We start from the raw sequence: 22,308 nt of genomic DNA on the forward strand, positions 1-22,308 counted from the left end.
AAATGAACCGCGCGAGCAGCGCGAGGAAAAAGGGGAACGCCGAATATGACCGTCCGAAACACCCGCCGCTTCACCATCATTGGACTCGTCGTTCTTCTGGCAAGCGTCTGGCTGGCCGGCGGTTGTCACTCCGATCCCCAGCAGACTCTGATCCTCGACGTTTTCGACTTGGTCGACCGTTTTTACGTTTTCAAAGTCGACCGGCGGGAAATGGCCGGCGACGCCCTGGCCGGCTTGCTCGACCGCCTGAAATACGAAGTTCGCGCCGAAGTGCGAACCAAGGAAATCCACGACTACCTGCTGGCGCGGGAAAACGGCGAGGACCCCACGCCGCCGGTCCGGAAAGAAGAAGACGAATCGCCCACGCCGATTCCGACTCCGTTTGACGACATCCAAATTGAAACCTCCCCCGTGAAAATCACGATGAACGTCGGCGCGGCGGCGTTTGAGCGCGAGTTGACTTCCGACAAGCGGGACGTCGCGCAGGTCCTGCTCGACGGCGTCGAATTTATACGCCAACACATCGACACCAAAAAAGAACCGGCCGATTTGCTGCAAACCGCGCTGGACGCCATGCTCAACAAGCTCGACCCGCATTCGGGCTTCCTAAACCTGACCGACTACAGCCAACTCAAGCAGGACACCGAAGGCGCTTTCGGCGGTGTGGGAATCGAAATCGGCATGAGCGACGGCATCCTGACCGTCATCGCGCCGATCGAGGGCACCCCCGCACACCTCGCCGGTCTGCTGGCCAAGGATCGCATCGTCGCCATCGATGGGGTTGAATCGTATGGGCAGACACTGAATTGGGCGGTCAAGCGTATTCGCGGAAAGGTCGGCGAGCCGGTAGTGTTGAGCGTGCGGCGCGCCGGCAAAAAAACCCCGTTGGATATCTCCGTAGTGCGCGGCAAGATCAAGGCCGTGGCCACCAAAACCCGCCTCCTGCCCGGCGGCATCGGGCACATTCGCGTCATCCAGTTCAGCGCCCGCACCCAGCGCGACCTGTTGGAAGCTATCCGTGATTTCGAATCACAACCTGAGAAAGTGCGCTGCCTGATCCTGGACTTCCGCAACAATCCGGGCGGCTTGTTGGAGCAATCGGTAGCCGTGGCCGACCTCTTCTTGAATTCGGGATTGATCGTCAACACGATCGGCCGCGGCTTCATGGAAGACCGCGAGCATTTTGCCGGCCGGCAAGGCACGCGAACCAATATCCCGCTGGTGGCCATGGTGAATTCGGGTAGCGCCAGCGCCTCGGAAATCGTCGTCGGTGCGCTCAAGGATCACGGCCGCGCCCTGGTCGTGGGCTACCAAACCTTCGGCAAGGGTTCGGTGCAATCGATTTTCGAATTGCCCAACCGCACGGGTTTGCGGCTGACGACGGCCATGCACTACACGCCGTCGGGCGCGTCGATTCAGGCGCACGGGATCACGCCGCACGTCCGCTTCGAATTGCCCGAAACCGAGACGGCCTTTTTCTCCGAGTCGAAATTGGCCGGCCACTTGAAAAACATCACCGGCGACAAAGCGCCCGATCCGGACGTTTCGGTGGCGGTGGATCGCTTGTGGTACGCCTATGAAAAGAAGGGGCGGGTCAAGCGCGATGCCGAGCCCTTCAGCGACGAAAGCGATTTGCAATTGGCCTTTGTGCGGGATTTGCTGGACTCGCCGGATCTCTCCGTGGCGGCGCTCACCGAGCGTGCTCGTGAACTGACCGCCAACCTGCCGCCTGCTCCGAAGGTGGATTAAGTCCCGTTACTTGGTGTGCTCAACGAGTTCGCAGTCGACATCGGCGCGGCAGCGAATCGACCAATCCTGGCCGGCGCGCGTGAGCGTGATATCGTAATAATTGAACGCCGTGCGTTCGAATTTGAAGGTCACCGTCGAATCGGAAATCAGCGCGGGTTTGAACGCCACGAGATTTTCCAGACGCTTGGCGAAGCGCGGTTGGCCGCCCGCAGCGTGCTCGAAAAACATCTGTTGCGCGGCGACGGCCATCTGCGCGCGCACCATTAGATCACGCTGCGCCTCACGCTTCTTGCTGAACACGTCGCAGGCCGCCAGCGCCATCGCCATCGCCACAATCAATATCGCAAACATCCACCAACGCATGGGCGCGCATTAAGCCACGATTGCTCCGTGATGGCAAATTCGTGTCGGAGTTTGGGCAAAACCGGCCCGCGCGCGTTATAATAATGGCAATGTTTATCGTGTACGTTCCCGAGACCGAAATTCCGCTCTCAACCACCGCCGAGGTGATCGCCCTCCTGCGGCGTTATCCCTTCGAGCTCGAACTCGACTATTTCACGATCGGCCGGCGCGACACCGAGTACCTGGAAATTTTCCATGACGAGGAGGATGACCAATACTCCCTCGCGTACATCGCCCCCGAAAAGGACGAGGCCCAGCCCCTGGCCGACCGCCTGACCTTTCCGCTGCTCGAGCGTATCGTCGCCGCGTTTTGCCATGGTGATTCTGATTGGATGACCTTGCCGACCGCCCGCCCGCCGATCGCCCATGCGCCAGTGGCCGCATCCTCGAGAGCCGATCGATCCGAGCCATGGCGGGGGCCGCAAATCGACGAACACACGGTGGCCGACGATTTCCATCTAAGCGCGCCGCCGGTGCAACCCGAAGCCTACGGCTGCGCCCCGGTTCCGCTATTATTGGTCGCCGCAGCGCTGGGCCTTTTCGGCTATCTTGTGTATTGGTTGGTCTTCTCCGGATAAGACAGTCGGCAGCTTGACCCCGGGCCGTCGCACGCTCTAAGATACAAAAGTTATTTTTCCCGCTTTTCGGAGGAAAAAATGAATATGCGTTTGTCCCCAATCGCCGCGTGCGCGCTCGTGTTAGCCCTGGCGATAAGTTTGATGGTGTTGGCCGACCCCGCGCCGGTGGAGGCGAGTAAAGATCTGTGCACCACCGCCGTCAGCCAGCTTTACGATCGCTGTAACTTGAACTTCCGCGTCAACGAGAACGCACTGACCGAAAACGAGGCGGTTGGGTTCTGTCGGGAGCAGACCGGGTCGTTGCTCAACGCGTGCTGGATTGGTTGCACCACCGGCACCAACAACTGCGGCGATATCGCGTCGTGCGTCGATAGCTGTTTTGACAGTTCGCAAACCTGCGGCTTCGTGGCCGACCTAGTTTACGATGGTTGCGACGACGAGTTGCTAAGCAGCGACGCCGATGAGCCGCTGACCAAAAGCGAAGCCATCACCGAATGCGGCGACGTCGGCGGCCAGCGTCACAACTGCTACCGCAATTGCGCCTACGGCAACACCGACGACTGCGACGAAATGGATAACTGCCTGCAGCTTTGCGTCGATCCCAACGCCGACGTGGACGACGACACCACCACTGACGACGACACGACGACCACCGACGACGACACCGACGAAAACCTGGGCGAGTCGCTCGAAGAAGCTAGAGGCGAATCACTCGAAGACGTGCACGGCTCGTCCTGCGGGACCTGACGTTCACGAAACCAATTTGACGACAGTACGACTCTTCGGCCCTCTCCCGCTAAGGGAGAGGGTTTCGTTTAAGTCCAACCTGGCGATGATGTGCCCCGCCCGAAACTTCAACTCCGCAAATCCAGACACATCACGGGTTGTTGCAGGTGGTCGCGGTAAACGACGAACGTCACGAGGCGTGTCGCATCTCCCGCTTGATAGGTTTCCCGCGTTCCGACGCAGAGGCGATCCGGCCTAGTATTCGCAATCGAGCCAGGTCTTGAGTTTCGCCTTCTCCTCGTCGGTCGGTTTCGTCAGTCCCGGCGGCATTTTACTTTTATCGATGACCCATTCCAGGATCTCGCCTTTATCCTTCTTGATCACCTCGACCTGATCGAAGTCGTACCCTTTGGGCGCGCCTTGCCGCGCCAACGGGCCTTTTTTGGCCGACGTGTGACAGGCACTGCACCACTGTTCCATAAACGCTTTGCCGAAGTTGTCGTAATTGGTTTCGCACTTCTTCTTGGCAAACGCGGTCTGCACGACCACGGCCAGGCAAAGCGCCAGCCCCCATACCAGCCACCATTGCACGCGTTGTTTCATCGCTTGCTCTCCCTTTGTGTTCAATTTTCCGGCGTATCGGCATCAACCCATGCCGTGAGCCGATCGCGTTCCGCTTGAGTCGGTTTGGTCGCATCCGGCGGCATGGATTCACCCACGCCCGCCCGCTCTCGCGCATCGGCGGCGTCGGCTACCGCGCCGTCATAGGTGTCGAAATCGACGCCCGGCGGCGCCCCAACCCGGTCGACGCCTGCGAGTTCCGAACTGTGGCATCGGGTGCAGTAATCCGCGAAAAAGCCTTGCGCGAAATTTTCCCATGTCGGGGCGGCGGCATCATCGTTGTCATCATCGTCGTCATCGCCGCCGCCACACGCGAAAAGGACAATGGCGAGGACAAAAACCAAGATTGACGTCAGCAGAAAAAAACGGTTTGTTCTCACGGTAACCTCCCGTGCCGGTTTACGCCGCCGAGACCGCGCCGTTCCCGTCACCGATGTTTGAGATAAACGCCGGTAATTCAAGTGATTCCGGCACCCAACCCCGCATCTGTGAAGTTACTTCAAGATTGAATATTCACCCTAGGCGCCGCGCCGATTTCTGTCAATCGAAATCCATTCCTTTCTTGACACTGGGGAAGCGATTCAAGTATCGTGAATAAAAATGTTGCAACCAACAAGGAGAAATCCATGCATTGGCGTCCTGCTCCGAAGCCCAGACCGAATCCCCCCACGCGGTAAACGGCAACCTTCGAAAAAAAGAGGTTACCGATAACCAGGGTTTGGATTTTTCGCCGTACCGCGGTATCGGTACAGGCGTAATGTTTTGTTGTCCGGCGATGGGTTGAGATTGAATCCTACAGAACTGACGGCCCAAGGGAACATCGGCCGGTTGTACGGCAGTGATCATGATTGCCGCCGCGCTCTGGCGGGCGATTTTGGTTTGCATAACGTCCTCGGCTATGAAAAGGCCTTCGCCGCCGATTCGGTCGCGATGGATTATCTGCGCCCCGAGTCGTCCTTTTACTTCTTGAAACAACTGGCCACCGAGATCTACATGGACATCTTCGCACCCCACCTGGACCCTTTGCCCGCCACGGCGACGGTACTGGATGCCGGGTGCGGCATCGGACGATTCACCCTGCCGTTGGCCGAACGTTTCGCCGAAGTCACAGCCTTTGACGCGTGCCGCTCCGCCGTGCTTTGCGCGAAGCGTCACATCGAAGAAAGCAGTCGCAATAACGTCGACTTACAGTGGGCCGACGCCTCCCGGCCGGCCGATTTACCGCCTGCGTCCTTTGACGTACTATGGGCGATGGAATGGATCTGCTACACGGCTGATCCAGCCCGCACGTTGGGTTTGCTGGCGCGAGTGGCCCGGCCCAATGCGCGGCTTTTTCTTTCCGTCGAAGCGCTGCCCGGCGCCCTTTTCGGCGCGCCGCTACCGGAGCCGGAGGCGGTTTCGGCGGCCTTGGCGGGTCAGCCCGTCTTGATCCCGGAAGACCGCTACGTGCGCTACTTCCATCGCGACTGGTTGACTGAACTGGTCACCGAGGCGGGCTTCGTCGTCATCGAGGCGTTCGACGCGCACTACTTCGGGGAAGGACCGTTGTGGCAGGCGTTGGACGATGCGCGCTTGAGCGACGCGGAGTACCGCCGCGACGTGCGAGCGGCCGAGCGCGCTTGTCGGGGTGATGACCGCATGCGAAACCTGGCGCGAACCACCGGCGTGGTGGCAAGGAAGGCATAATCGTTGGCGCGTATTTTTCTAATCAATCCAGGCATGGATGTCGCCGCCGGTTTCGGCGAGTACCAAAAGCTCATGGAACCGATGCCGAGCATCGGCATGGCCTATCTAGCGGGCACCGCCCGCGCCGCGGGCCACGAAGTGCGGGTGCTCGATAATTTCATCTGCAACTTCGCGCCCGAGAAAGTCGTCAAGCTGGTCCGGGACTGGCAGACCGACGTCGCCGGCTTGTCCATGCTCACACCCACGGCCCAATCGACCGCCGCGCTCGGACGCGCCATCCGTGAAGGCACCGACGCCCGCGTGGTGCTCGGCAACCTGCACGCTTCGCTCTTTTCCGAAGACCTCCTGCAAAACGACGCCGGCGACGCCGTCGTGCATGGCGAGGGCGAAGAGAGTTTCCCCTTGTTGATCGCGGCTTGGCTGGACGGCGGCGACTTGAACGAGGTGCCGGGCATCAGCTACCGCAACGGCAAGGGCGTCACGCAAACCTCGCCGGGAGAAATCGTCGAAGATCTCGATGCCCTGCCGTGGCCCGCGTGGGACCTGTTCCCCTGGCGTGAGTACACGTTTTTGCCCTTCGTCACGGTGGCCAAGCCCTGCCTGTCGATTCTGGGTACGCGCGGCTGTCCCTTTCACTGCAAGTTTTGCGCGCTGGGCTACCAGGGCAATCAGGTTCGCAAACGCGCCCCGGAAAGCATCGCGGCGGAAGTCGATTGGCTGGTGCGTGTGTACGGCATTCGGCACGTCGGCTTCGTCGATCCGATTTTTCCGCTGAGCAAAGAGCACGGCATCGCCACCGCCCGGGCCATCGCCGACCGCCGCATCCCCGGCGATTGGTGGTGGACCACCGAAACGCGCGTGGACGTGATCGACGAGGAAATCTGCCGCGAGATGAAGGCCGCGCGCTGCAAGCGGATTCTCTTCGGCGTGGAAAGCGGCGTCGATTCGCTGCTGAAAAACGTGGGGAAAAACTTCACTACCGACGATGCCCGCGCCGCCGTTCGAGCAGCCCGCGCCGCCGGCCTGGAGATTTCCGCCTTCTTCATGCTCGCCTTGCCCGGCGAGACGGCGGCCATGACGCGCCAAACGATTGAATTTGCCCGCGAGCTTGATATCGACTTCGCCAAGTTCGGCGTCACGATCCCCCTGCCCGGCTCCGAACTCTACGACGAGTTGGTCGGCGGCGGGAAAATCGCCGAAGACGATTGGCGTCACTATTCCACCTTCAACCCGGAGCCCGACACCTTGCCCTACGTTCCCGAAGGCATGACGGGCGCCGAACTGCAACGACTGCACCGCTGGGCGACCTGGCGCTTTTACATGCGGCCGAAGATGATTTGGAAGCACCTGTTCCAAATTCGCTCGATCGGGCTGCGGCAGTTGTGGAACGGCGCGAACATTTTGTTGAAGCAGTTCTTCAGAGGCCGGCTCTAAGATGCGCGTTCTGATCGTCCGCCCGCCGAAATACCTGTGGCCCTACATGAACGAGCAGGACAACTTCCTGCTGCCTCAAGCCCTGGTGTGCCTTGGGGCCGAATTGCGGCGCCGCGGCCACGACGTCGTGCTGCTGGACGCCATGCCACTCAAGATGGGCTGGAAAAGCCTCGAGCGCACCATCCGCGACCTCAAGCCGCAGATCGTCGCCGCCGGGGACAGTGAAACGCTCTACCAGCACGAAACCGGCCGCGTCTTTCAAACCGCCAAGCATGTGGATCCGAGTATTTTCACCGTGGCGGGCGGCACGCACTTTTCCCATTTGCCGCAGTACTCATTCGGGAAATACCCCATCGACGCCATCGTGCGCGGCGAAGGCGAAGACACCTTCGGCGAACTGGTCGACACCCTGGAAGGCGGCGGCGACATCGAAAAGGTGTTGGGGTTGGCGCTGCCCAACGACGACGGCACGCCGCGTTTCACGGGGCATCGGCCGCTGATCGCAAACCTCGACGACCTGGCCCTGCCCGCCTACGACCTGATGCCCATGGATAAGTACGGCACGGCCCGTTACCTCTTTTCCCCCGGCGGCGTCACGATGCACCACAGCCGCGGCTGCATCGACGGCTGCGCGTACTGCGCGTGCTGGCTGCAAATGGCCCGGCGCTCGGGCGACCTGCCCAATGAAATCCTGCAGCCGCACTACCGGCAGCGCTCGGTGGAACCGGTCTTGGACGAAATGGAACTGCTGCGCTACAAGTACAACAAGTCCTGCGTCGTGTTTGTCGACGATACCTTCAACGTCAACCCGAAATGGATGGACACCTTCGCCGAGGAAAAGATGCGGCGCGGGCTCGACTCGGCGTGGTTCGGTTTCATGCGCGCCGATTTTCTGCACCGCGATTTGGAATCCGGCCTCTTCGGCAAGCTGATTCGCAGCGGCCTGACGCATATCTGCGTGGGCATGGAGCGGGCCGACGACCAAGAACTCGCCGACATGCAAAAGCACAACATGCACGTGGAACGCAACACGGCCACCGTCAAGGCGCTGCGACGCCGTTTCCCGGAATTGTTCCTGCAGACGACATTCATCGTCGGCACCCGCAACGATAGCGAGGCGAGCCTCAACCACCTGTTGGACTACGTCGAGGACCTCGACCCCGACTACCCGGCCTTCCACCCGATGACTCCGGTGCCGGGCACCAAAACCTGGGAAGACGCCAAGCAAAACGGCTGGCTGGAAATCACCGATTTCGCGCGCTACGACTGGATGACACCCGTCATGGGTACTGATCACATGAGCCGCGACGACCTCGAATGGAAAATCTGGGAGATGAACAAAAAGTACATGAATCCGTTCCGGGTGATGCGCGGCCTCTTCTGCCGCCACACCTACCGGCGGCGCATGTACATCTGGTGGCTCAAGGTGAGCATCAATGTCGGCATCGACTTCATTTTGGACCGCATCCTGCCTTCGCGGTCAACCAGCCGCAAAGCGCAGCTCTCCGAATATGTCGGCATGATCAAGCCGGTTTGGTACGACCACTAACGGTTAGGGCTTTTCCTCGGCAGGCAAATCCAGTTCGCGTTGCGTTTTTTCGAACACTTTCATAAACGCCAGGTAGCGCTTCGCCGCTTTACGCACGTCACTGTTCGGCCAAATTTTCCGCGCGGACAGCAGTTCGGCTACGGTTGTGTCAGCGCCCTTTTCCGGTAGGCGCGCCAGCAGGTTGAGGCGGTCCTTGAGGAAGATCGCCGGCACGCGGAAGCTGTTTTCGGCGAAGGTGTTGCCCCGGAATTCCGGCGATTTCGCGTCTTTCAGGAGTATCCACTTGTTGACGTTGGCGAAAAACAGGTTCTCCTCGAACACGACGTCTTTCGTGTCCCAGACGAACACGACCTCGCCGCGGGGGTCTTTGAAAGAACCGCGAAAAGCCAGGTCGTCATTCTTTGCTAAAAAACAACGGCGGATCGTGACGTTTTCGGATTTGACGAAACGGAATTGGGAGTGGCTGCAGCGGCACGCCGCCGTGTTCTCCAGCAACAAATTCTTGCACTCCAGCGCGTGCCACGCCCAAAAACCGGAGCCGTGCAGAACGCAGTTGCGTATCGTCACGTTGGTGCTGTCTTGCGAATAGACAACCGGTCCCTGGCAGGGAAGGTTACGCACCATGTGCCCGAAATTCATGTTCTCCACGGTGATGTTGTCGCTGTCTGTGATATAGAGCGGCGCGACGTACAAATTCGTGCAGAAGATGTACACGTCGCCTTCGCCGCGAATCGTCAGATTCTTCTTCCCTTTCACGAGCATCGGCTCGTCCGTCTTCGGCCACACGTACACCCCCTCTTTGACAAGGATGGTGTCGCCTTCGTTCGCCGCCGCAATGCGCTCGCGCAGATCGTCGAGGTACTGCGTCATCTCGTTTGGCTGTTCGGCTTCCGGCGTTTTTTCGGCCGCGGCCGGCGCGAAAAGGATGAATACGGCAAGTGCGAGTACCGGTATCAACATACACAGCGATAGTTTTTTCATTCCATGCTCCTTGATGTTCGGCTGTTACGCCGCGACTTATTCCGGCCGCGCCGGTTTTGTGTAGTCACCCTTCTTCAATTCGTCGAGCGCCACGCGAATCGCCATCTCCAATTGCGGATCGCGCCCGGCGAGAAAGTCCTCGGGTAGCAAATCGACTTCGATATCGGGATCAACGCCGTGGTTCTCCATGATCCATTTCCGTTCCAGTCCGTAGGTGCCGAACTCCGGCGCCGTGACCCTGCCGCCGTCGGTCAGCGAATCGTGATAACGCATGCCCACCACGCCGCCCCAGGTGCGGCGGCCGACGATTTTGCCCAGCCCGTATTGGCGGAAGAAATACGGGAAGATATCGCCGTCGGAACCGGCGTACTCGTTGATGATGCACACCATGGGACCGTGGATCACCTGCCAGGGGTAGGTTTCGTCGCCGAAATTGCGCGACGCGAACATGCCGGCCAACTCGCGCCGCAACCGCTCGAGGATCATCTCTGAGACGAAGCCGCCGCCGTTGTAACGAATGTCCACCACCAGCCCCTGCTTATCGATCTGCGCCGCGAACGCTTTCGAAAATTCCCGCAGGCCGTTGGTCGACATATCCGGAATGTGTACGTATCCCAAACGCCCGTCGCTCGCCTCGGCCACTTGGCGGCGGTTTTTTTCGACCCACGCTCGATACCGCAGCATGTACTCGCTGCCGATCGGCATGACCGTCACGACGCGCTCGCCGCGCCCGGTCGGGCTTTTCGCCACGCGCAAGGTGATTTGCTCCCATACCGTGTCTTCCAGCAACGCATAAGGATTCGTGGGAGCCCGGAGTTCATGGCCGTTGATCGCCAGCAAGAAATCGCCTTCGGCAATGTCGAGCCCCGGCTGCTTGAGCGGCGCACAGTTCTCCAGATCCCACGGGTCGGGCGACAGCACGCGCTTGAAGTAGTAACGACCCGATTGCTCGTCGAGCGCCAGGTCCGCGCCGAGTTGGCCGACGTTGACATCCGGCGCGGTCTCTCGGCGGCCGCCGTGCACGTAAGTGTGTGACGTACTCAACTCGCCGATCATCTCGCCGAGTACGTAGTTGAGGTCGTCGCGTGTCGAGATATACGGCAGCAGCTTGGCGTACTGGTCGCGCACCTTCACCCAATCGACGTCGCCCATCGAAGGTTTGTAGAAGAAGTCGCGTTCGAGCCGCCACGCCTGCATGAACATCTGCCGCCATTCGGCTTTCGGATTGATATGCATGCGCACGCCGTCGAATTTGATATTGCCTTCGCCGGCTTTCTTCTTTTTGTCGCCGGCGCCAATGACGCCGATTTTGCCTTTGGCGCCGTACAGGATGTGTTTGCCGTCGGCGGATACCTCGTACCACGACACCGGCGAAATCACCGTATGCTCTTTGCGCTTCTTCATGTCGAAGGCGACGAGTCGAGAGTCCTTGCTCCCCCAACTGCCGAGGGGTTGGTCGGACCGCGAGACGAAGTACACGTTATCGCCGGCGGCGATCAGGTTGTTGTAGTTGCCCGCAGCGATGGGAAACGCGACGATCCGCTCGCCGAGGCCGTCGACATCCACCTTGATCCGTTTCACCTTAGCTTTGGCATCTTTGTCTTTGTCTTTGTCTTCGTCTTTCTCCTTCTCTTTTTTCTTTTCGTCTCCTTCTTCATCGCTTTCCGGCGCGAAGGGCGACGGCATATCCTTCCGCAACACGACGGCGTAAGCCTTGGTCGCCCGCATCAAGATGTAGTTGGCGTCGAACAGCCCGAGGAAGGGCTGCATCTCGCGATTGGAAAAGAAATACACGTAGCGGCCCTCCGGATCCCAGGTCGGGTCGCCGTCGTCGGTTGTTTCGTCGGTGATGCGATACGACTTGTCCGCCCCCAGCGAGTAGAGATACATCGAGCCGAAGCGGTTGGGGCCGATCTTCTCGTAGGCGATCCACCGTGAGTCGGGCGACCAGGCAAAGCCGCGAAAATCGCCAAATCCGGAATGGGCGATCAAATGCGGGCGGCCTTTGTCCACGTCCACCCAATACAGGTTGGTATCTTTGTCGGCGAAGATCAGCTTCTCCGAATCCGGCGACCACAGCAGAGCATAGCGATACACCTTCCCGTCGCGGGTGACCTGCTGCTCCTCGCCCGCGCCGTCCTGCTTCCGCACGTAGATTTCCATCTCGCCGGTGCGATCCGAGAAATAGGCGATCGACTTGCCGTCCGGCGACCAGATCGGGTTGTTTTCGCGCACGCCCTGGCTGCGGGTGATGTTGCGGGTCGGACCCTTTTTCTTGGGCACGGTGAACAAATCGCCCCGCGCCTCCAACGCCACACGACTGCCCGAGGGGGATACCGACACGCCTCGCATTTGGTTGCCGACAGATTCCCACTTCATTCGCGCCGCGAGGCGGTCACTAGGCACATAGACATTCACGCGCCGCGATTGTTTCATATTCAGGTCATACACCCACAGCGCGCCGCCCAGTTCGTAGACGATTCGGCCGGGGCCCGCGCTGGGCCATTTCACGTCGTATTCGGTGTGCTGGGTAAGTTGCTCGACCTTCCCGGTCGCCAGATCGTGGGCGAAGAGGTTGGCTCGTCCGTTGCGGTCGGAAACGAAATAGATGTGGTCGCCCTGCCACATGGGAAAGGCGTCGGTGCCGGCGAAATCGGTGAGTCGGGTCGTCTTTTGCGCCGCGAAGTCGAAGGTCCAAATGTCCTGCGCTGTGCCGCCCCGATATTGCTTCCAGGTGCGATGGTCGCGGTCGATGCGATTGAAGGCGATACGTTTGCCGTCGGGGGAATACGAAGCCGCCGCGCCGTGGTTCATCGGCAGCGGCGTGGGTAATCCGCCGGTGACGGGTACGGTAAACAGCCGTTGTATTTTCGGCAGCGGTTCGCCGCGCCGGGACGCAAACAGCACACGGCCGTCGGGCGACCAATTGACCACGCGGTCCCCGGTCGGATGGAAGGTCAAACAAACCGGCTCGCCGCCCAGGGACGGCACGACATACACGTTGCCGTTGCCGTCATAATCGCCGGTGAAGGCGATCTGCGAACCATCCGGCGAGAACTTGGCGTAGAGTTCCATACCGCGGGTATAGCCGGTAACCCGGCGCGCGGTACCGCCCGCTTCGGGCACCAGCCACAAGTCGCCGCCATAGGAAAACACGATGCTGCCGTCGTGGATGTCGGGGTATCGCAGCAGCAGCGTTTCCTGATCGGCCGCCGCCGCGCCGAAGAACCCCAAGACTAGAAACAAACAAACGCCGAGTACCGCCGTAAGCCGCATGACCGCATCCTTTTTTTCGGGTTGTCTTTTGTTAGTGATATGTCGTTAAAAAAAATACGTCAACGTGTCACCGCGCATCAAAATGATTAACATATAGATATTAGTCGTCCGACCCGCCTGTTTGGGCACCTGCCCACGGATTTTTCCAACCGCGATTTTGTTGTCCGGCGAACTCAGGGTGATGATCATGACTGCCCAAATTCCTTGTCAACGGTGCGGCAAATGCTGTTTCTCCGTGACCCCGCTTACCTTGCACGACCTAGCGGTCCTTGCCGAACACTTCGAAAAACCGCCTTTGGAAACCTGGCGGCGCGTCGTGCATGCGGCGGTTCTTCCTCCCTCCGGCCAACTCCAGATGCGCAAGCACGAGGATATGCGGTGCATCTTCCTCCAAAGCGACAACACCTGCGCCGTGTACGCGGCCCAACCCCGTTCCTGCTCCTTTTTCCATTGCCGCCAAGATGACCAGCAATTTGTCGTTCCGTGGTCTGTGACGCCGACTTCCCTGCCCGATCCGGAAGCCGCGTGGCAGCACCGCGTGGCGATGGAAATCACCAAAACCTATGTATACAAACACGGTACGACCTTCCATCAAGGCGACTACGTCGCAGGCCTCGCCGCCATTGAGCGCAACGCCGGCAATGATCCCAACGCCGGACGAAACCCGCCGTACGCCTATGTCGCCGCCGCCGGTGGCACGTCCTGCCCGTACGGTGCGGACTCCTATTCCGAAACAACGCTCACCTTGGATGACATCGAACGAATCGCCGAAGCATTAGAGATCGGCATAGACGACTTCTTTGCCGAATTTCTTGACGACTCCCGTGGTACGGCCGGTCTTTTTCGTCTCGGCGGCAACGGACACTGCGTCTTCCTGGAAGAAAACGACCGTTGCCGGATCGAAAACGCCAAACCTTTCCACTGCCGCCATGCCTCCGAGGCAACCGGTCACGACCAAAGCGTGCGGGACCACGTATTCGCCGGCCGCAGTACGATTCAGGAAATCTACCGGCACCAACTGGCGGTTAACATCACGCGCCACTACATCGACGACGTCGGGCTCGCGTACGATTACAACGCCTTTCGCCGCGCTATGGGTAGGTTGGAATGGCTGGCTTCAGACCAGCGGGAATTGATTCGTTTTTGGGAGCGGTTGCACGAAGCGCCGCATAATAGCGACTCCGGCTACGCCTACCACTAGTCGGCGCGCACCAAAGCCCGGACACGCATCCCCAAGAAGGCCAGGACCGTCCCCAGCGACACCTTGCGAAAGACCGGCAGCCAACGTTTCGGATGCCCATAGAAGCGTAGGTACCCCATGAACTGAAGTTTTTCCAAACGCTTGCGGCCGATGCTGGTGAGTTCGAGCGCGCCGCCGGTTTGCTTGCCGAAATCCTTCCAGTCGTCCGACATCAACCGTAGATAGCCTTCGCCCCGCCGCGCCATCGCCATCACCTCGCTGCCCGGATAGGGCACGAGCAAAAAGAAACTGGCGTAGTCCAAGGGCAAGGAACACGCGAAGTCGATCGTCTTGCGCACCGTCGCCTCGGTCTCGTACGGCAGGCCCAGGATGAAATTGCCGTCGACGATCATCCCATGTTTCTTGGCCTGCTCAACCGCCCGCCGGCTTTGCGCCAGCTTGATACCCTTCGACGCGCGGTCGAGTATCTCCTGGTCGCCCGACTCCACGCCGAAGGTGATGTGCGTGAAACCGGCCCTCGCCATCAGCGCGATGGTTTCCTCGGCGAGCGTCACCCGGCTTTGGCAGATCAGGCGCACGCGCCCCGCAATGCCTCGGCGCAGCAACCCCTCGCAATACCCGTGTACCAGCGACTCCTTATGCGTGAAGTTCTCATCGGTGAAAATGACCTGCCGCAAGCCGTAATCGGTGATGTAACGCGCGGTCTCTTCCAGCAGACTTTCCGGCGACCGGAAGCGCACGCGGTCGCCCATGACCTTCGTGCAAAACGTGCAATGCCACGGACAACCGCGGGAGGACGAAAGCGGCAATTCCATGATCCAGCGGCGAGAGTAGAAAGGCCAATAGGCGTGCAGCGGAAACAAGTCAAACGCCGGATGCGGCAACTCGTCCAGCGGCGGTAGCGGCGGCGCTTCCTGACAAGACAACGTCACGTCTCCACCGTGCACGTACACGCCGGGCCGAGCGCGCAGCCGTCCCGCCTCGCTGTCTTCCAACACCTGCCCGGTGGTGATCTCGCCCTCGCCGGCTAGCACCGCGTCGAAGGCCGGAAACTCCTCCAGCGTCCGTTCGGGCACCGAAGTCGAGTGAGCGCCGCCCAGCAGCACCGGCACGTCGGGAAACTCGCGCTTGAGAGCCTCGGCGACGGCCGCCGCTTGCAGTATCTGGTAGGTCATGGCCGACAAACCGATCAGCCGCGGCTGCAGTACGCGCACTTCGCTGATGATACGCGCGAGGCCCCAATTAAGGGCGTGCGCGTCGATGACCATCACGCGGCGTCCGAGTTGTCGCTGGCAAGCGGCGATGTAGGCCAGGCCGATGTTGGGGCTGACCTGGCTGGCGCCCAGGTCGGTGCGCACCAGGTGCAGCGGCGGCTGAATCAGCAGGATGTCAGGGCGCGAGTTCATCGTTGTTTTTCGATCCTCTCAGCCAACCGCCGAACAGGTTCCACAGGTAGACGGGCAGCACTTTCAAGTTGACCATTCGCAACATATTCGGCAAACGGCTCGGCCGCAAATAGAAGCGCAGGTAAGCCCAAAACTGCAACTGCTCCAGTTTCGAGCGTGGTATGTCGGCAAGTTCCAGCGCCCGCCCCATCTGGATGCCGTAGAGGTCCCAGTCCTTGGTCAGCAAGCGCAGGCCGCCCTCGCCGCGTTCGGCCATCGTGTAGACCTCGGTGCCGGGATAGGGTACGAGCAGGAAAAAATTCGCGAAATCGGAATTCAGTTCCACGGCGAAGCGAATGGTCTCGCGAATCGTCTCGCGGGTTTCGCCCGGCAGGCCGATGATGAAAAAGTTGTCGACCAGAATGTGCGCCGCCTGCGCCTCGCTCACCGCCCGTCGAATGATGTCCTTGCCGATGCCCTTGTGTACCGAAGTAAGAATCTCTTCGCTGCCTGACTCCACGCCGAAGGAAATGTGCCGGCAGCCGGACTTAGCCATCAGCCGTAAGGTTTCCCGGTCCACCGAATCGATGCGCGTTTGGCACAGCCAGTAGATGCGTCGGTGCAGCCCGGTGTCGATCAACCCGCGGCACACCTCGTGCACCAACAGGCGTTCGTGCGCGAAGGACTCGTCCATGAACACGATCGCCCGCGCACCGTAGCGCCGGACGTTCTCGTGAACCTCCGCCAGGATGCTCGCCGCCGACCGCCGCCGGACACGACGCCCCGAAACCCGCGCGCAGAACTTGCACCTACCGGGGCAACCCCGCCCGGTGTTGACCGGCAGCTCGATAATCGACCGATCGGTGCTGTAATGCGCCTGGTAAGCTTGCAGCGGAAACAAATCCCACGCCGGCAAGGGAAAGGAATCCAAGTCCATACAGACAGCCCGCGGCTCACCGCGCCGGATTTCGCCGTCCTCCCGCCACGCCATCCCGTCGACGCCCGCCAGGCCGCCGCCGTCGCGCAATTGCTCGGCCAGTTCCACCGCGGTGAATTCACCCTCGCCGATCGCCACCGCGTCGAAAGCCGAAAACTCGCGTAGCGAATCTTCCGGCAACACCGTGGCGTGGTACCCGCCCAACACCAGCGGCGTGTGCGGCGAGCGGCGCTTGACCTCTTCGGCCACCTTCGCCGCGCTCTTGACCAAGGCCGTCGGCGCGGTGAAGCCGATGTACAAAGGATCGCCGACCAGCGCCCGCGTAGCCGTTTCCACCGCCGACAACTCTTCTACGTCGCCGTCGATGAAACGCACGTCGAAACCGGCGCGACGCAAAAACGCGGCGATATACGCCAATCCCAGGTGCGGCTCGGCCGTGTAGCTGGGGCGTTTGGTGACCTGCCGCAGGCGCGGCGGATTGACTAGCGTAACAAGCGGCACCATTGTCCTTTCGTCCCTGGTTTTTCCTAACTGCAAAAAGATAGGCGATTCCGCTGCGATTGCAAACGCACCCCTCGGAGGGCGTGAAATGTTCTCGTAATAAACGCCTTGCCCGCCTCCCCACTCTTGACTTCTCCGGATACCCGTTGTTTTCTGATCAAGGGGTTTCACATCACGCAGATCGATTCAGCACGCCGCGGGGGCGTTCGTGCATCGAAGCGTCCGCCACTGACAACCAATTGCTTCGTGGGGATTGCATCCAGAATCACCGTGGCCGGGAGGCCGAAAGGAAAACGGAATGCCGTTCTACAACCGCCTGTTTTGGGAAATTAAGAATCCGGTCGACCGCAAGCGGGCGGCCGCTCGCCTGCGGGCACTGCGCGCCTTGATTAGAAAGAACGTGGCAGCCAAGCGTCTGCAGGACCGCCTGCTGATCGCCACGTGGAATCTGCGCGATTTCGACAACAACCAGTACGGCCACGGCTACCGTTTGCCCGAATCCCTGTTCTACATCGCCGAAGTGATCTCCGCCTTCGACATCGTGGCCGTCCAGGAAATCAACGAAGACATGAAATCCTTCGAGCGCCTCATGAAAATCCTCGGGCCCGATTGGGACTTCATCGCCACCGACGTCACCGCGGGTCACGGCGGCAACGGCGAGCGCATGACCTTCGTGTACGACAAACGCAAGGTGCGCTTCTGCAACATCGCCGGCGAAATCGTACTGCCCAAGACCAAGCGCATTCGCGGCGACATTCAGTTTGCCCGCACGCCCTTCCTGGTCGCGTTCCAGGCAGGTTGGCTCAAATACAACCTTTGCACGGTGCACATTTATTACGGCGCGAAATCCGGCGCCAAAATGAAACGCCGCATCGACGAAATCGACGCCATCGCCGAGTTCCTGGCCGATCGCGCCAAGGCCGCCGACGAGAATTTCGTGATCCTCGGCGACTTCAATATTGTCGATCCGACCCACAAGACGATGGCGGCCTTGGAGCACCACGGCTTTTTCATTCCGCCGGAATTGAAAAAGAAGCCGACCAACATGTTCCAGACCAACCACTACGACCAGATCAGCTTCAAGGTCAAACCGGAGCAGCTTCAATTCGTCGGTGAGAAAAAAAGCTCCGGCGCCCTGCCGATCTACGACGCGGTCTTCCGCAACAACGACGCCGATTTCAAGGCCTACTTCGATTTCATGACGCCCGAATTACGCGACTTCGACGACAAGGGCAAAAAGCGCACCGCCGCCGGTCGGCGTGACTACTACTGGCGGAAATGGCGCACGTGGCAGATGTCGGACCACCTTCCGATGTGGATCGAACTGCAAATCGACTTTAGCCAGGACTACCTCAAGCACGTCGAAGCCCGTAGCGCGGAGGAAATCGGGTAGCGCTGAACTGACACCCCGAAAGCCGTGTGCTACTATCCGCGGCGATGTCAAACGAACTCATCGCCCGGGAATTTGCACACTACCAGGAGCACAAGCGCTACCTGTTGCACTTCCTTGAGCGCGACCGGACCGAGTGCGGCCGGTGGTTGATTCGCGCCACGTTGGCGACCTGGGACCGCCAACTTGCGTTCTTGAATCCCGCCTGGATTCGCGGCCGCCGTGTACTCGAAGTCGGCTGCGGCAACCCGCGGGTGACTCAGTATTTCCGCCACCTGGGCGCCGCGCACGCCGTCGGCAATGACCTGAGCCAGGCCTTCGCGGCTCGCGGCCTGCGGCGCAGTCACAACTACGCCTTCGACGCCGTTTTCCCCGCGCCCGCCGACACCGAAATCATCTACGGCGACTTCACCGGGTCGGCCGTTCAAGACCTCACCTTCGACACCGTGGCGTGCTTCCAATCGTTGCACCACATCCACCTGGAAGGTTTCGTTGCCGCCTGCGAGCGCGTGCTGCGTCCGGGCGGACACGTGCTCATTTCCGATCCGGTGGGCGACCATCCGCTGCGCCGCCTCGCCAACGCGGTAGGCCGGGCGTCGGGATTACTGAGCCCGGACGAAAAAGCGCGATGCGCCCAAGAAGTGATCGACGCCTTTCGCGGTCGCGGTTTCGATCTGGTCGAAACCCGCAGCCTCAACCCGACGCTGGAAATCTACTTCCAACTAACCGAACTCGTGACGCCGCTTTCACCTCGCCTCGCCTTCTGGTTGAAGACACCCATGGCGTGGTGGCGGCCGGTGGAAAATTGGCTCGAACAACGCGTGTTACCCCGCCACCCGCGGTGGGGATGGCGTTACTACCTCGTATTTCGCAAGGCGGGAGACAACAATGAGTGAGTTCACCGACGCCCGGGTTGCCTTCTTGCAGGGCAACGCTATCAACGAATCCCTCGGCCTGACCGACCTGGCGGGCCACCTGAAAAACCTCGGCGTTTCCACGCGCCTGTTTTTGGAAACCGAGGAAAAACACCTCGCCGACAACCTGCACCGCTTCTCGCCGGATCTGGTCGTGATTCCCTGCGACCTGCTGGGTCACAATACCGGCTTGCGCCTGGCGCGCCTGGCCGGGGAGTCCGTGGCCGCGCCGGTCGTGTTGGGCGGCACGCATCCGACGTTCTTTCCCAACATCGTCGAGCGCGACGGTGTCGATTACGCGTTTGCCGGGGAAGCCGAGGGCGTGGTCGCCGACCTGCTGCAGGCCGTGCGGCGGCGCGAAGATCCAAGCGGCATTCCCAATTTGATCCACCGCACCCAGGGCGGTCACCGGGTCAACCCGCTGCGCCCGCTGGTAGCCGATCTGGCCGATTTTGCGATGCCCGACCGTGAGATTTACTACCGCTACGACTTCATCGCCCGCTTCCCGTGGAAGAAATTTTCCACCGGCCGCGGCTGTCTTAACTCGTGCGGCTACTGTTTCAACCCGGCCTACCGCGCCATGACGGGCGGACACCGAGGGTTCTTCCGCCGCAAGGCACCCGAACGTATCTGCCGCGAGATCAACGCCGTGCGCTGGCAGTATGGACTGGGCATCGCGCATTTCTCCGACGACCTGTTTTCCAGCGGCGTGGGGTGGTTGGAGAAATTCATCGAAGTCTACCGCGTTCGCTGCGGCGTGCCCTTTTCGTGCAACGTCTTCGCCACGACGATCAACGAAACCACCGTCGCCCAACTTCACGACGCCGGTTGCCGCGTGATCGCCATGGGTGTCGAGGTCGCCGACGACAAGCTGCGCCGCGACGTGATGAACAAGCCGGTCACCGCCGCGCAAATCCTCGCCGCCGCCGAGCTCGTCAAGCGCGCCGGCATCAAGCTGGTCACCTTCAACATTCTGGGGGTCCCGTGGGGTTCGGTGGAGCAGGATATCGACACCCTGCTGCTCAACCGGCGCATGCGAAGCGACCACAACCGGGTTTCGGTGCTCGTGCCCTTCCCCAAAAGCGTCCTGACCGAAAAGCTGATCGACGGCGGCCACCTGTGCGCCGATTTCGACGAGCGCATCTACGAAGTGGACGACCTGCCACACTGGCCCGCCGAATCGCTGTTCAAGCGGCGCGATGTCGAACAAACCATGCGCCTGTTCCGCCTCTGGCACCTGTTGCTGCGCCTGCCGCTGGGCAAGCGCGCCATACGGCGTTTGCTTCGTTCGCGCCTGGCCCGATGGCTCGCGCCGTTGTCGCTACTCATGGCCCTGCGCAACGAAAAAACGATATTCAATCTTTCCTGGCCGGCGGGCTTCCGTTACTTCCTGCACGTGAAAAGCCCGGCCCTGAAAACAACGAATTACGTTTCGTTCATCTAGCCCGCGTCGGTTTGACAAGCCGCCGTCGGCCGCTAACGTAAATTCGACAAAGGAGTTTGCGTGCGCGTGTTGCTGGCCGATCCGCCCTACCGGGTGAGCTACAAAAAGTACATCATCCCCAACCTGGGGCTGGCGTATTTGGCGGCCGTGCTGCGCGACGCCGGGCACGAAGTCGAAGCGTTTTCCGCCTCGCTGCACCGCGATCCCTACGCCGCTTTTGCCGAGCACTTGGCGCGTTGGCGGCCCGACTGGCTGGGGCTTTCGGCGCCCACCTGCAAGATCGTCCAGGCCGCGCGGCTGGCCGGCATCGCCAAGGAAAACAATCCCGAGGTGCAAACGGTCATCGGCGGCTGGCACATGAGCGCCGCGCCTGAGCAAACGATGGCCGACTACCCCGTCTTCGATTTCGGCATCGACGGGGAGGCCGAAGCGGCAATCGTCGCGTTGGTGGGTGGGGAGGATCCGCACGGGATCGGCGGGGCGTATCATCGCCAAGACGGCGCCGTGGTGGCGCCGCGGGAACCGATCACGCCGCCGGATTTGGACGCCTTGCCCCGTCCGGCCTGGGACCTGTTCGACCTGAATTTGTCCCGGCCGATGTACCGCGACGAGCCGGGCGCGCTGGACTACCCGCTCATGGCCAAACGCGGTTGTCCTTTCAATTGCCTCTTTTGCAAAAAGGACAACTACCGCACCGTGCGCTTCCGCAACGTCGAGGACGTCGTGGCCGAAATGATCGAAGCCGTGGAGCGGTGGGGCGCCGACGGCATTCAGTTTTTCGACGAGACCTTCACGCTCGACCGCCGCCATATCGTCGACTTGTGCGAGGCGATCATCGCCGCCGGCTTGCCCGCGCGCTTGCGCTGGAACGCCGCCACACGCTTTGATTGTGTCGACCGGGAATTGATCCACCTGATGCGCCGCGCCAACTGCCGCGTGCTGCAGTTCGGTGCTGAATCCGGCAGCGAACACGTGCTGCGCGCCAATCGTAAAAACACGACACTTGCCCAAGCCCGCGACGCTGTCGCCTGGTGCCGTGAGGCGGGCATTGAGTCCGACGTTTCGTTCATCTTCGGCATGCCGTACGACGACCGCCGCAGCGTGCTGGACACCGCGCGTTTTTCCCGCGAGTTGAACCCGGATTTCGTCGCCTACTTCACCTTCATTCCCTACCCGGGCACACCGGCGGGAGATTTGGCGGCGGTGGGCGAGGCCAACCTTCGCGTGCTGCATCGCGACTACGAAAACTACGAGCAGCAGTATTCGCTGCCGGCCGAGTTGCAAGATTATCCGGCATGGCGGCTCACCTGGCTGCGCCTGTTTTCCTACGCGCGCTTCTACTTCCGCCCCGGTAAATGGCGGCGGCTGCGTACGATGCTCGACCTGTCAACATTACCTATTATTTTTATAGATTTAGTAGGGAATCTACGTGGCGCACGCCGCACGTAGAACCTTCACATCACTAGCAAAACCGATTACACTTGCCCGGTTGAATTCGCGGAAAAAAAGCAAACTCCTACGGTCAGGCGTAAGA

The 22,308-nt window shown here is 60.7% G+C and carries 18 protein-coding genes; 11 read left to right on the forward strand and 7 right to left on the reverse strand.

The window, feature by feature from the left end; genetic code table 11:
- Positions 1 to 45 precede the first annotated feature (45 nt).
- Positions 46 to 1,749 (forward strand): S41 family peptidase, encoded by a 1,704-nt coding sequence (locus tag P9L99_17775; GenBank protein ID MDP8225214.1) that lies wholly within the window; start codon positions 46 to 48, stop codon positions 1,747 to 1,749.
- A gap of 6 nt (positions 1,750 to 1,755) precedes the next feature.
- Here the strand turns inward: P9L99_17775 and P9L99_17780 are convergent, their stop codons facing one another.
- Positions 1,756 to 2,112 carry a hypothetical protein gene (locus tag P9L99_17780; GenBank protein MDP8225215.1) on the reverse strand — a complete coding sequence of 119 codons (357 nt, stop codon included), beginning with the start codon at positions 2,110 to 2,112 and terminating at the stop codon, positions 1,756 to 1,758.
- Positions 2,113 to 2,195: 83 nt separating this feature from the next.
- Here P9L99_17780 and P9L99_17785 point away from each other — a divergent pair, with 83 nt between their 5' ends.
- Both P9L99_17785 and P9L99_17790 read left to right on the forward strand, forming a co-directional pair.
- A complete protein-coding gene (locus tag P9L99_17785; GenBank protein ID MDP8225216.1) occupies positions 2,196 to 2,729 on the forward strand; it encodes a hypothetical protein in 534 nt (177 codons plus the stop codon).
- A gap of 78 nt (positions 2,730 to 2,807) precedes the next feature.
- Entirely contained in the window at positions 2,808 to 3,476 is a 669-nt protein-coding gene (locus tag P9L99_17790; protein MDP8225217.1) for a hypothetical protein, read from the forward strand.
- Between the two features lie 234 nt (positions 3,477 to 3,710).
- Here P9L99_17790 and P9L99_17795 read toward each other — a convergent pair whose 3' ends face one another.
- Both P9L99_17795 and P9L99_17800 read right to left on the reverse strand, forming a co-directional pair.
- Positions 3,711 to 4,058, reverse strand: a complete 348-nt coding sequence (locus P9L99_17795) for a cytochrome c (protein ID MDP8225218.1) — start codon at positions 4,056 to 4,058, stop codon at positions 3,711 to 3,713.
- A 20-nt stretch (positions 4,059 to 4,078) separates the two neighbouring features.
- Positions 4,079 to 4,456, reverse strand: a complete 378-nt coding sequence (locus tag P9L99_17800) for a hypothetical protein (protein ID MDP8225219.1) — start codon at positions 4,454 to 4,456, stop codon at positions 4,079 to 4,081.
- Positions 4,457 to 4,862: 406 nt separating this feature from the next.
- Between P9L99_17800 and P9L99_17805 the strand changes: the two genes are divergently transcribed.
- Genes P9L99_17805 through P9L99_17815 form a run of 3 tightly spaced genes read left to right on the forward strand, consistent with a single transcriptional unit; the run spans position 4,863 to position 8,745 of the window.
- The gene (locus P9L99_17805; protein MDP8225220.1) at positions 4,863 to 5,762 is read left to right on the forward strand and encodes a class I SAM-dependent methyltransferase; all 900 of its coding nucleotides are present in this window, start codon (positions 4,863 to 4,865) and stop codon (positions 5,760 to 5,762) included.
- A gap of 3 nt (positions 5,763 to 5,765) precedes the next feature.
- The gene (locus tag P9L99_17810; GenBank protein MDP8225221.1) at positions 5,766 to 7,196 is read left to right on the forward strand and encodes a radical SAM protein; all 1,431 of its coding nucleotides are present in this window, start codon (positions 5,766 to 5,768) and stop codon (positions 7,194 to 7,196) included.
- Position 7,197: 1 nt separating this feature from the next.
- A complete protein-coding gene (locus tag P9L99_17815) occupies positions 7,198 to 8,745 on the forward strand; it encodes a radical SAM protein (protein MDP8225222.1) in 1,548 nt (515 codons plus the stop codon).
- Positions 8,746 to 8,748: 3 nt separating this feature from the next.
- On the opposite strand, the gene P9L99_17820 is transcribed toward P9L99_17815, so the two are convergent.
- Positions 8,749 to 9,726 (reverse strand): right-handed parallel beta-helix repeat-containing protein, encoded by a 978-nt coding sequence (locus tag P9L99_17820; protein MDP8225223.1) that lies wholly within the window; start codon positions 9,724 to 9,726, stop codon positions 8,749 to 8,751.
- A gap of 36 nt (positions 9,727 to 9,762) precedes the next feature.
- Positions 9,763 to 13,002, reverse strand: a complete 3,240-nt coding sequence (locus P9L99_17825) for a S41 family peptidase (protein MDP8225224.1) — start codon at positions 13,000 to 13,002, stop codon at positions 9,763 to 9,765.
- 187 nt (positions 13,003 to 13,189) lie between these two features.
- Here P9L99_17825 and P9L99_17830 point away from each other — a divergent pair, with 187 nt between their 5' ends.
- Complete coding sequence (locus tag P9L99_17830; protein ID MDP8225225.1) at positions 13,190 to 14,203, forward strand: YkgJ family cysteine cluster protein; 1,014 nt, start codon at positions 13,190 to 13,192, stop codon at positions 14,201 to 14,203.
- Here the strand turns inward: P9L99_17830 and P9L99_17835 are convergent.
- On the reverse strand, positions 14,200 to 15,609 hold the full coding sequence (locus tag P9L99_17835) for a radical SAM protein (GenBank protein ID MDP8225226.1): 1,410 nt from the start codon (positions 15,607 to 15,609) through the stop codon (positions 14,200 to 14,202). The two genes, P9L99_17830 and P9L99_17835, sit on opposite strands and share 4 nt — an antisense overlap.
- Positions 15,593 to 17,029 (reverse strand): radical SAM protein, encoded by a 1,437-nt coding sequence (locus P9L99_17840; protein ID MDP8225227.1) that lies wholly within the window; start codon positions 17,027 to 17,029, stop codon positions 15,593 to 15,595. The genes P9L99_17835 and P9L99_17840 overlap by 17 nt, the downstream gene beginning before the upstream one ends.
- A gap of 295 nt (positions 17,030 to 17,324) precedes the next feature.
- On the opposite strand from P9L99_17840, the gene P9L99_17845 reads away from it, so the two are divergent.
- From P9L99_17845 to P9L99_17860, 4 genes are read left to right on the forward strand one after another with little or no spacing between them, the layout of a single operon-like run.
- On the forward strand, positions 17,325 to 18,419 hold the full coding sequence (locus tag P9L99_17845; protein ID MDP8225228.1) for an endonuclease/exonuclease/phosphatase family protein: 1,095 nt from the start codon (positions 17,325 to 17,327) through the stop codon (positions 18,417 to 18,419).
- A 44-nt stretch (positions 18,420 to 18,463) separates the two neighbouring features.
- Positions 18,464 to 19,312, forward strand: coding sequence for a class I SAM-dependent methyltransferase (locus P9L99_17850; GenBank protein MDP8225229.1), 849 nt, complete (start codon positions 18,464 to 18,466; stop codon positions 19,310 to 19,312).
- A complete protein-coding gene (locus tag P9L99_17855) occupies positions 19,305 to 20,774 on the forward strand; it encodes a radical SAM protein (protein ID MDP8225230.1) in 1,470 nt (489 codons plus the stop codon). The genes P9L99_17850 and P9L99_17855 overlap by 8 nt, the downstream gene beginning before the upstream one ends.
- 60 nt (positions 20,775 to 20,834) lie before the next feature.
- Complete coding sequence (locus tag P9L99_17860) at positions 20,835 to 22,223, forward strand: radical SAM protein (protein MDP8225231.1); 1,389 nt, start codon at positions 20,835 to 20,837, stop codon at positions 22,221 to 22,223.
- Positions 22,224 to 22,308 lie beyond the last annotated feature (85 nt).

This window comes from Candidatus Lernaella stagnicola, from assembly GCA_030765525.1.
GTDB classification, from domain to species: Bacteria; Lernaellota; Lernaellaia; order Lernaellales; family Lernaellaceae; genus Lernaella; species Lernaella stagnicola.

What these genes read in the sequence shown, in the direction of transcription:
- P9L99_17830 (MDP8225225.1), top strand. Translation starts at nt 13,190, where the DNA reads ATGACTGCCCAAATTCCTTGTCAACGGTGCGGCAAATGCTGTTTCTCC.
- P9L99_17845 (MDP8225228.1), top strand. Translation starts at nt 17,325, where the DNA reads ATGCCGTTCTACAACCGCCTGTTTTGGGAAATTAAGAATCCGGTCGAC.
- P9L99_17815 (MDP8225222.1), top strand. Translation starts at nt 7,198, where the DNA reads ATGCGCGTTCTGATCGTCCGCCCGCCGAAATACCTGTGGCCCTACATG.
- P9L99_17825 (MDP8225224.1), bottom strand. Translation starts at nt 13,002, where the DNA reads ATGCGGCTTACGGCGGTACTCGGCGTTTGTTTGTTTCTAGTCTTGGGG.
- P9L99_17775 (MDP8225214.1), top strand. Translation starts at nt 46, where the DNA reads ATGACCGTCCGAAACACCCGCCGCTTCACCATCATTGGACTCGTCGTT.
- P9L99_17785 (MDP8225216.1), top strand. Translation starts at nt 2,196, where the DNA reads ATGGCAATGTTTATCGTGTACGTTCCCGAGACCGAAATTCCGCTCTCA.
- P9L99_17790 (MDP8225217.1), top strand. Translation starts at nt 2,808, where the DNA reads ATGAATATGCGTTTGTCCCCAATCGCCGCGTGCGCGCTCGTGTTAGCC.
- P9L99_17835 (MDP8225226.1), bottom strand. Translation starts at nt 15,609, where the DNA reads ATGAACTCGCGCCCTGACATCCTGCTGATTCAGCCGCCGCTGCACCTG.
- P9L99_17855 (MDP8225230.1), top strand. Translation starts at nt 19,305, where the DNA reads ATGAGTGAGTTCACCGACGCCCGGGTTGCCTTCTTGCAGGGCAACGCT.
- P9L99_17795 (MDP8225218.1), bottom strand. Translation starts at nt 4,058, where the DNA reads ATGAAACAACGCGTGCAATGGTGGCTGGTATGGGGGCTGGCGCTTTGC.
- P9L99_17820 (MDP8225223.1), bottom strand. Translation starts at nt 9,726, where the DNA reads ATGAAAAAACTATCGCTGTGTATGTTGATACCGGTACTCGCACTTGCC.
- P9L99_17780 (MDP8225215.1), bottom strand. Translation starts at nt 2,112, where the DNA reads ATGCGTTGGTGGATGTTTGCGATATTGATTGTGGCGATGGCGATGGCG.
- P9L99_17840 (MDP8225227.1), bottom strand. Translation starts at nt 17,029, where the DNA reads ATGGTGCCGCTTGTTACGCTAGTCAATCCGCCGCGCCTGCGGCAGGTC.
- P9L99_17850 (MDP8225229.1), top strand. Translation starts at nt 18,464, where the DNA reads ATGTCAAACGAACTCATCGCCCGGGAATTTGCACACTACCAGGAGCAC.